Source organism: Thermodesulfovibrionales bacterium (assembly GCA_035622735.1).
GTDB lineage: Bacteria > Nitrospirota > Thermodesulfovibrionia > Thermodesulfovibrionales > UBA9159 > DASPUT01.
Window position 1 is genome coordinate 1 of the sequence record DASPUT010000149.1, and the last position, 7,406, is coordinate 7,406.

Consider the following 7,406-nt stretch of genomic DNA (forward strand, 5'->3'; position numbering starts at 1 on the left):
AGAGAGGCGATCTCGTCCTCTCCGCGGATATCGATTGTGCTTGTGAGATTTCCTACGGCTATCTCCCTCGCCCTGTTGTCAAGGAGGGAGATCGGCCGTACGATCAACCTATTGAGGAGGAATATGAGAAAAGCCGATGAGAATGCCAGTCCGGCAAGGCCTGAGATGAGAGTCGCCCTGACGTCTCTCATCAATCGGGCGTACGTCATCTCGATTGAGTACCCGAGCGTCACATAGCCGGCGGGAACCTCCGCAACCATGATCGGTTCTTTCACTTCGATGAACCGCTTGTCCGAACGGTCCTTCTTATTCTCCCGCTTCGGATTGCCGTTCTTATCGAGGATCAGAATGTAGAGGACTTTTTCGTTCTCCATCGCCTTTTGGAGGATCTCGTCGAGCATCGTATAATCTTCGGTCAGGAACGTGTAGCTGGAGATGCCCCCGATGAGTTTTGCGATGGTCTGGGCCTCTACCCTCTGGTCTTCCTGAGTCTTCTCGTAGAGGTTCCGGTATGAATAAGCCCAAGACAGGCCGAATACGATTATGAGGAGGCCGAGGATAAGTGTGGTGATCTTCGTCTTTATGCTCTTCGCTCGTAACGTGAACATCCCCGAATTAGCGCCTCCTCATTCGCCGGAAGGTGCCGGTGTCTCGGTAAATCCGGCACCTTCCGGCAGAGATTCGTATGGTTATGCTTCTTATTTGATCTTTACGAAGTTCTTCGCAACAAGCGCCTGGCCCTCGGGCGAAAGCATAAAATCTATGAACTCTTTTGCCTTGCCCGTGGCAGGCCCTTTTGTGATGAGGTTGATCGGCCTCGAGGCCTTATATTTTTTGTTCTTGACGTTCTCGGGGGTCGGGGCTATGCCGTCTATCTTGATAACCTTCACCTTCCCCGGATCGATCACAGCGGTGGCAAGAGGTCCGACTCCTCCGGGAGTATTCTTGACCGTATCGCTTAAGGTCTTCATCGGAGAAACCGCGGCTCCTTCAACATAGGGCTCCTTGTCCATGACCATCTCCTGAAATTCCTCCCTGCACGCGCAGCCCGGCGTACTGATGACGACCTTGACCGGTAAGTCAGGTCCTCCCACCGCCTTCCAGTTCTTGATCTTCCCGGTAAGGAGTTCCTTGACCTGCTTTGCCGTGAGATTATCGATGGGGACTCCCTTATTGACGACAAGCCCGACAGCGCCCAACCCGATTTCATAAGGGACAAGCCCCTGTTTCAGCTCCTCCTCTTTAAGGTCCCTCGAGACGCCGCCGATATCGACGGTTCCCGAGAGTGTCGCCTTGATCCCGGCACCCGAGCCGCCACCGCCGAGGCCGACCTTTATGCCGGTCTTATTCTCAAAAACCGGAGCGGCTTCCTTCATCACCCCTTCAAGGATCGTCACAGAGCCGGCATACGTCAGTTCCACGGCCCATGCCCGGGCAGAGAAGATCATGAGAACTGCCAGAGCTACAACGAACAATGACTTCTTCATCGTATCCTCCTTCATGTTACTTATAGGTCAACGTTATTACTATATTTAATTTATTAATATATTTCCACTCCTTTTTAAACGAAGATTCCCGCGGGATCACAATGTCGGCATTCTTGTCCAAGTCAGCAAAGTGGTAGGCGTAACTTTTATCCTATATTCGAAAAGGCGTTATTCCGGCGTAAGCCCCTTGGCCCTTTCCTTCTTTGTCCTCGGAGTCTCAGGTCTTAGAGACAGAACTTCACGGCTTGATTACGGTGGTGGTCTCAGCGCCTTTCTGCAATATCATGGTAATCGCAACCCTGGCAGTGGCTGCACCTGAATTGACAACCGAGTGCAGATCTCCGGGATTCTCGGTCCAACTCTCCCCGGTTTTTACCACTCTCTCGCCGGTCTTGTCTTTCAGCGTGATCTCGCCATCCAGCACCGTCACCAGTACGTAACCTCCATGCAGGTGGTTCGGTACGCCAGCCCCTTGCGGGAAATCCAGGATGACGGTCTTCAGGTCGTATTCTCCGGCCTGGAGGGTAACAGGAAACTTGGACTGATAGACTGTTGCCGGACCTTTTGCAGCAGATTGACTCATCTTGTCCTGGGCCATCGCGGCAGAAACCATGAGAAACCCTATGAAGATGACAACGAAATGCAGTCTTACCGTTTTCATAGCAAAACCTCCCCTTCTCTTTTTGGGCGTTTGGAAGGATAGACGAACCCTTCGTCTATCCGCTTCGGACTATCCCTTCGGCGTCTTTGACAGTAAGAAGAGAACGATCGCCATGCCGGCAAAGGTCAGCAAGAGAAAAGCGGAGAAGTTTCTCCTGAACCCGAGTTCCCTGAAGGTCTTCTCCATCTTCACCTGAATCTGCTGCAGCTTGCTCGAGAATTCGTCCGTTCTCTTTTTGATGAGGGAAACATCGACAGAATGGAAGAGCGTACGGAACTCCGCGGAGGTGCTGAAGAGCGTCTTATCCGCCTCTTCGGTGAACACGCCCTCGGCCCTGAGTCTCCTGAGGTCCTTTTCTATATCGTTGATCTTCTTTTCCGTGAGAAAAAGGGCCTGCTTCATCACCTTTGCCCGTTCGTACGTATGGCACTGAGTGCACCGCTGCTCATTAATGATATCGATGCTCGCCCTCTGGATATTGTGGGAGCCGTGACAGGTTACACAGTTCGGTCCGCTCCCCGATGCCTTCAGTGCCTTCCCGTGTCCGCTTTCGAGATAGTTCTTCAGGATGCCCGCATGGCACTTTCCGCAGAATTCCGGCACTTGGTTATATTTCGGAGCACCGACGAACCCCCGCTGGGGCGACATCGCGAGTGCTGCGTCCTTGGGGTCACCGCCGTGACAGTCATGACAGGAGACGCTGTTTTCATAATGCCAGCTCTTTCTCCACTCCTCCGGAATCTTCTGGAACGCAGGTTTCATCGCCTCCGATGCATGGCATTCGATACAGACGCTCTTTTCAGACTGTTCGCCCGCCCAGGGTTTCGAAAGAAACTCTTTTTCGAACTCTTCCCGGTATTCAGTTGCCGCGGTGATGCAGGGAAGACCGAGAAGGAGAAGGAATGCGAGGATATATCTCATGAGTATTTCCCCCAGATCGTCAGCGCAATCCAGCCGATGACGGCTAAGAAGAACGCGGACCGCAAGAGGGGCCGCTTCATAATATTCGCCTCCTCTTTTGTATCGAGAAGGGGCCACAGGAGCAATACCGTCACGATAATCCCCTGAAGCGTGATGCCGAGAAACCGGTTCGGGATGAGTTTCAGCATCTGATAGGCCGCCAGAAAATACCATTCGGGCTTTATGTGTGCCGGCGTCTTGAACGGGTCGGCAGGGGTATTCGCGTCCTCAGGTAAAAAAAGCATCGGCATGAAGGTGATGACGAAAAACATGATCCCCATAAACATCATCACCATGTATCCCTCCCGAAGGACGAAATCGGGATAGAAAGGGATGCCGCCGGGATGGCTGTCGTGGCGGAACGCGGCCCACTCGGTCTTCTCGACGGATTTCCCGAAAGGCGGAGAAGAGATCCCGATACGCCTGATCAGGAAGAGATGGAGCCCCACGATCGAAAGAAGGACGAGCGGCAATAAGGCCACATGGAGGGCAAAGAACCTGTTCAGGGTGACACCCGATACCGTGTCACCGCCCCTCATCACCTGTGCGATAAAATCACCGACATAGGGAAAGGCCGTCGGTATCGTCGTGGTAACCGTCGTAGCCCAGAAACTGAGCTGACTCCAGGGAAGCAGGTAGCCGCTCAGACAGAACCCGAGCGTAGTGAAGAGCAGCCCCGCGCCTGCGAGCCAGGTCAACTCCCTCGGTTTCTTGTAGCTTCCCATGAAAAAGACCGAGAGCATATGGATGAATACCACAGCCACCATGAGATTGCTTCCGACAACGTGGATCAGCCGGAAGAGCCAGCCATAAGGCACTACCATCATAATATCCTGAACGCTCTTGAAGGCATGCTCGAAGTGGGGGATATAATAGATAAGCAGGAAGAAACCGGTCAGGACCTGAACCACAAACAGGGAAAGCGCGATCACCCCGAAGGAATAGAATATGTTGATGTTCCGCGGAATCATGTACTCCGTCAGCTGAGTCCTGACGAGTTCGTCCAGTCCGATCCGTATTTCGAGCCAATCTTTTATTTTATTCCACACGCTGCTATACCTCTCACCGCATCACTCCCTTGTTTCCATCCCGTCCGATGCATGCTTCCTTCCTCTGCTGTGCGTCTCTGTTCTCACCCGATAACAATGTTTTCTCCCTCCACCTGCACGCTGAACCTCTGGAGCGGTTTCGGCGGAGGCCCCGATACCACATTCCCCTCGAGGTCATATATCCCGGCATGGCAGGGACAGATCAAATCGCTCTTCGTCCGGTTATATTCCACAAGGCATCCGAGATGCGTGCAGACCCTCGACAACACGATGAACCCTTTGCCGGGCCGATTAATGACAATTGCCGGCGTGTTGTTAACGATAATATCCTTTGCGTCGCCGGGAGGGATTTCGTCCTTCCTGATCGTCATCTTCTGTGTCTTCTCCCCCGCCCCGGACGGTGCGAGGAACCGGATCAACGGATAAGCAAAGGAGACAAGAGCGGTTGAACCAAGGACCGCCATCAGGACACTCAAGAATGTTCGCCTCTTCATCAATCCCCCGTAATCAGTAGCTATGGTAAGGTGCTAACGAAGCTCGAAAAAATTCTATCAGCCACGTATGCCCCTTGTCAAGCAAATCATCGCATCATCGACAAGAGATATGTTGACTTTAAAAGATGCATCGTTTAGTCTAAAAACGTCGATTCCCGAATGAGGAACACTTTAGAGAATGCAGGATGCCCTGGATGGAAGAGAAGATACGGAAGGCCTTTGAAGAGAGCATCAGCGTAAAGGAACGGTTTGTAAAAGAGAACATCCAGGCGATCATGGAGGCTTCGAAGCTGATAGCGGAGGCATTCAACGACGGCAGGAAACTCCTCCTCTTCGGGAACGGCGGCAGCGCCACCGATGCCTCGCATATCGCCGCAGAGTTCGTCAACCGCTTCAAGAGAGAACGCCCCGGACTTCCTGCCATAGCCCTGAATACCGATGTCGCGGTCATAACCTCGATAGCGAACGACTACGACTTCTCCGACATCTTTGCGCGGCAGCTCAAATCTCTTGCCGATGAAGGCGATGTCGTTCTTGCCATCAGTACGAGCGGAAATTCAGGCAATATTCTGAAGGCGATGGACGCCGCCAAAAGAAAGAAGCTCAAGTCGATAGCGTTCACCGGGAGCAAGGGAGAAAAGTTCGCCGCGAAAGCGGATATCGCCTTTGTCGTCCCCTCCGATAACACCCCGAGGATACAGGAGACCCACATCACGCTCGGCCACGTCCTCTGTCAGATGGTGGAAGAGATACTCTTTGAAACGCCGAGAAAGAGATAACGGAAGTTTGAGGGTCCTCGGCATCGACCCGGGAAGTCAGATCTGCGGTTACGGGATCATCGAACAGGACGGGGAAAAAGGTCTCGGTGGCTATGCCTACGTCGCATCGGGAAGGATTGAGCTCTCCTCGGGCAGTCCCCTCCATATCCGCTTAAACGAGATATACTCGGCCCTCGCCGAAATCATTCAGGAATACCGTCCGGTTCAGGCAGCGATAGAACGGGTGTTCTTTGCAAGGAGTGTGAAAGCAGCCCTGCATCTCGGACACGCGCGGGGAGTATCGATGCTCGCGGCAACCGCTGAAGGGCTCCAGGTCTATGAGTATTCCGCTGTAGAGGTGAAGAAGGCGGTTGTCGGTTATGGCAGGGCCGAAAAGAGCCAGGTTCAGGCGATGGTCAAGGCGATCCTGAACCTCACGACCGCGCTCTCTCCCGACAGCGCCGATGCGCTCGCCCTTTCTATCTGCCACCTCAATACGATGAAGTTTCCTCCTTACGGGAACAGGAACCTGCGGACGGCGCTCGAAAAATCTAAGTCCAAAAACTCCAGCCAGCGGACCGGCCTCGGATGATCGGCACCCTGAAGGGAAGGCTCTTCTCAAAGAGGCCTGACAACGTGATCGTAGAGACCGGCGGCGTCGGGTATCTTGTGAGCGTGCCGGTAAACCTCCTGTCGGCCCTTCCCGAGGAAGGGGCCGAGGTGTTCCTATACATCCATACCCATGTCCGGGAGGATGCGTTGCAACTCTACGGTTTTCCTTCGGAAGACGAAAAGAGGATTTTCACGACACTGCTCGGGGTTACCGGGATAGGGCCGAAGATGGCGTTGAACATCCTTTCGGGGGTTACGGTGAAGGACTTCCTCCAGGCACTGGATACCGAAGATGTTGCGATGCTCTGCAGAATACCCGGCCTGGGGAAAAAGACCGCGCACAGGCTCATTCTCGAATTGAAGGAGAAATTGCCCTCGGTGCGAGAGCCGAAAGACAGGGTCTTTGAGGATACCCTTTCGGCGCTCGTAAATCTCGGCTACAGGAAATCGGAGGCGCAGGAATCCCTCGATAGGGCGCTGAAGAAAGGATTCACGACGATAGAGGATCTCCTGAAGGAATCCCTTAAATATCTCACAGGAAGGGCACAGGATTGAAGAGGATTGACGACAGTGAAATAAGCCCTGTCAAGAGTCAGGAGGATCAGAATTTCGAGGCCGTCCTCAGGCCGAAGACATTCCATGACTTCGTGGGGCAGGAGAAGATCAAGGACAACCTCCACGTCTTCATTACCGCGGCAATGCAGAGGCGTGAGCCCCTCGACCACGTTCTCTTCGGCGGTCCGCCAGGACTCGGCAAGACGACCCTCGCAAATATCATCGCAAATGAACTGAAGGTGAATATCAAGACGACATCCGGTCCGGTGCTCGAGCGGCCCGGAGACCTCGCCGCGATCCTCACGAATCTTTCGGAGATGGACATCCTCTTCATCGACGAGATTCACCGCCTGCCGAGGATCGTCGAGGAAGTCCTCTACCCTGCCATGGAGGATTACCAGCTCGACATCATCATCGGCCAGGGACCGAATGCGAGGACGCTGAAACTGAACCTCCCTCGCTTCACCCTCATCGGCGCCACGACGCGGGCCGGCCTCCTCACGTCTCCTCTGCGCGACCGGTTCGGCGTCATAAACAGACTCGAATTCTATACGCCCCGTGAATTAAAGGAGATTCTCTTCCGCACCGCCGGAATCCTGTCTGTTGAGATAACCGATGATGCGGCCTTCGAGATCGCGAGGCGCTCACGGGGAACACCGAGGATCGCAAACAGGCTCTTGAGGCGCATCAGGGACTTTGCCCAGGTGAAGGGGAACGGGACGGTCGAAATCGGAATAACCCGCCATTCCCTCCTCGCCCTGGATATTGACGAGCGGGGCCTCGACGACATGGACAGGAGGCTTCTCACCACGATCATAGAGAAATTCGGC

Annotated in this window: 10 protein-coding genes; 4 read left to right on the top strand and 6 right to left on the bottom strand. The window is 54.0% G+C overall.

The window, feature by feature from the left end:
- The 6 genes from VEI96_07900 to VEI96_07925 form a co-directional block, all read right to left on the bottom strand.
- Positions 1-608, bottom strand: a 608-nt coding sequence (locus VEI96_07900) for a HAMP domain-containing protein (protein ID HXX57910.1), incomplete at its 3' end; no start/stop codon positions are given.
- 90 nt (positions 609-698) lie between these two features.
- Entirely contained in the window at positions 699-1,487 is a 789-nt protein-coding gene (locus VEI96_07905) for a phosphate ABC transporter substrate-binding protein (protein ID HXX57911.1), read from the bottom strand.
- Between the two features lie 238 nt (positions 1,488-1,725).
- Complete coding sequence (locus VEI96_07910) at positions 1,726-2,148, bottom strand: cupin domain-containing protein (GenBank protein HXX57912.1); 423 nt, start codon at positions 2,146-2,148, stop codon at positions 1,726-1,728.
- A gap of 69 nt (positions 2,149-2,217) precedes the next feature.
- On the bottom strand, positions 2,218-3,069 hold the full coding sequence (locus VEI96_07915) for a multiheme c-type cytochrome (protein HXX57913.1): 852 nt from the start codon (positions 3,067-3,069) through the stop codon (positions 2,218-2,220).
- Positions 3,066-4,157, bottom strand: coding sequence for a cytochrome bc complex cytochrome b subunit (locus VEI96_07920; GenBank protein ID HXX57914.1), 1,092 nt, complete (start codon positions 4,155-4,157; stop codon positions 3,066-3,068). Before VEI96_07920 ends, VEI96_07915 begins: the two co-directional genes overlap by 4 nt.
- Positions 4,158-4,240: 83 nt before the next feature.
- Entirely contained in the window at positions 4,241-4,651 is a 411-nt protein-coding gene (locus VEI96_07925) for a ubiquinol-cytochrome c reductase iron-sulfur subunit (protein ID HXX57915.1), read from the bottom strand.
- A gap of 194 nt (positions 4,652-4,845) precedes the next feature.
- Between VEI96_07925 and VEI96_07930 the strand changes: the two genes are divergently transcribed.
- The 4 genes from VEI96_07930 to ruvB form a co-directional block, all read left to right on the top strand.
- On the top strand, positions 4,846-5,430 hold the full coding sequence (locus VEI96_07930; protein ID HXX57916.1) for a D-sedoheptulose 7-phosphate isomerase: 585 nt from the start codon (positions 4,846-4,848) through the stop codon (positions 5,428-5,430).
- Positions 5,408-6,001 carry a crossover junction endodeoxyribonuclease RuvC gene (ruvC, locus tag VEI96_07935; GenBank protein HXX57917.1) on the top strand — a complete coding sequence of 198 codons (594 nt, stop codon included), beginning with the start codon at positions 5,408-5,410 and terminating at the stop codon, positions 5,999-6,001. Before VEI96_07930 ends, ruvC begins: the two co-directional genes overlap by 23 nt.
- Complete coding sequence (gene ruvA / locus VEI96_07940; GenBank protein HXX57918.1) at positions 5,998-6,576, top strand: Holliday junction branch migration protein RuvA; 579 nt, start codon at positions 5,998-6,000, stop codon at positions 6,574-6,576. The genes ruvC and ruvA overlap by 4 nt, the downstream gene beginning before the upstream one ends.
- A partial coding sequence (gene ruvB, locus VEI96_07945; protein HXX57919.1) for a Holliday junction branch migration DNA helicase RuvB occupies positions 6,573-7,406 on the top strand: 834 nt, incomplete at its 3' end. The genes ruvA and ruvB, both read left to right, overlap by 4 nt.

Bases quoted from the DNA above. Each gene is read 5' to 3' on its own strand.
- VEI96_07910 (HXX57912.1), bottom strand. From the start codon at position 2,148: ATGAAAACGGTAAGACTGCATTTCGTTGTCATCTTCATAGGGTTTCTC.
- VEI96_07915 (HXX57913.1), bottom strand. From the start codon at position 3,069: ATGAGATATATCCTCGCATTCCTTCTCCTTCTCGGTCTTCCCTGCATC.
- VEI96_07925 (HXX57915.1), bottom strand. From the start codon at position 4,651: ATGAAGAGGCGAACATTCTTGAGTGTCCTGATGGCGGTCCTTGGTTCA.
- VEI96_07905 (HXX57911.1), bottom strand. From the start codon at position 1,487: ATGAAGAAGTCATTGTTCGTTGTAGCTCTGGCAGTTCTCATGATCTTC.
- ruvA (HXX57918.1), top strand. From the start codon at position 5,998: ATGATCGGCACCCTGAAGGGAAGGCTCTTCTCAAAGAGGCCTGACAAC.
- VEI96_07930 (HXX57916.1), top strand. From the start codon at position 4,846: ATGGAAGAGAAGATACGGAAGGCCTTTGAAGAGAGCATCAGCGTAAAG.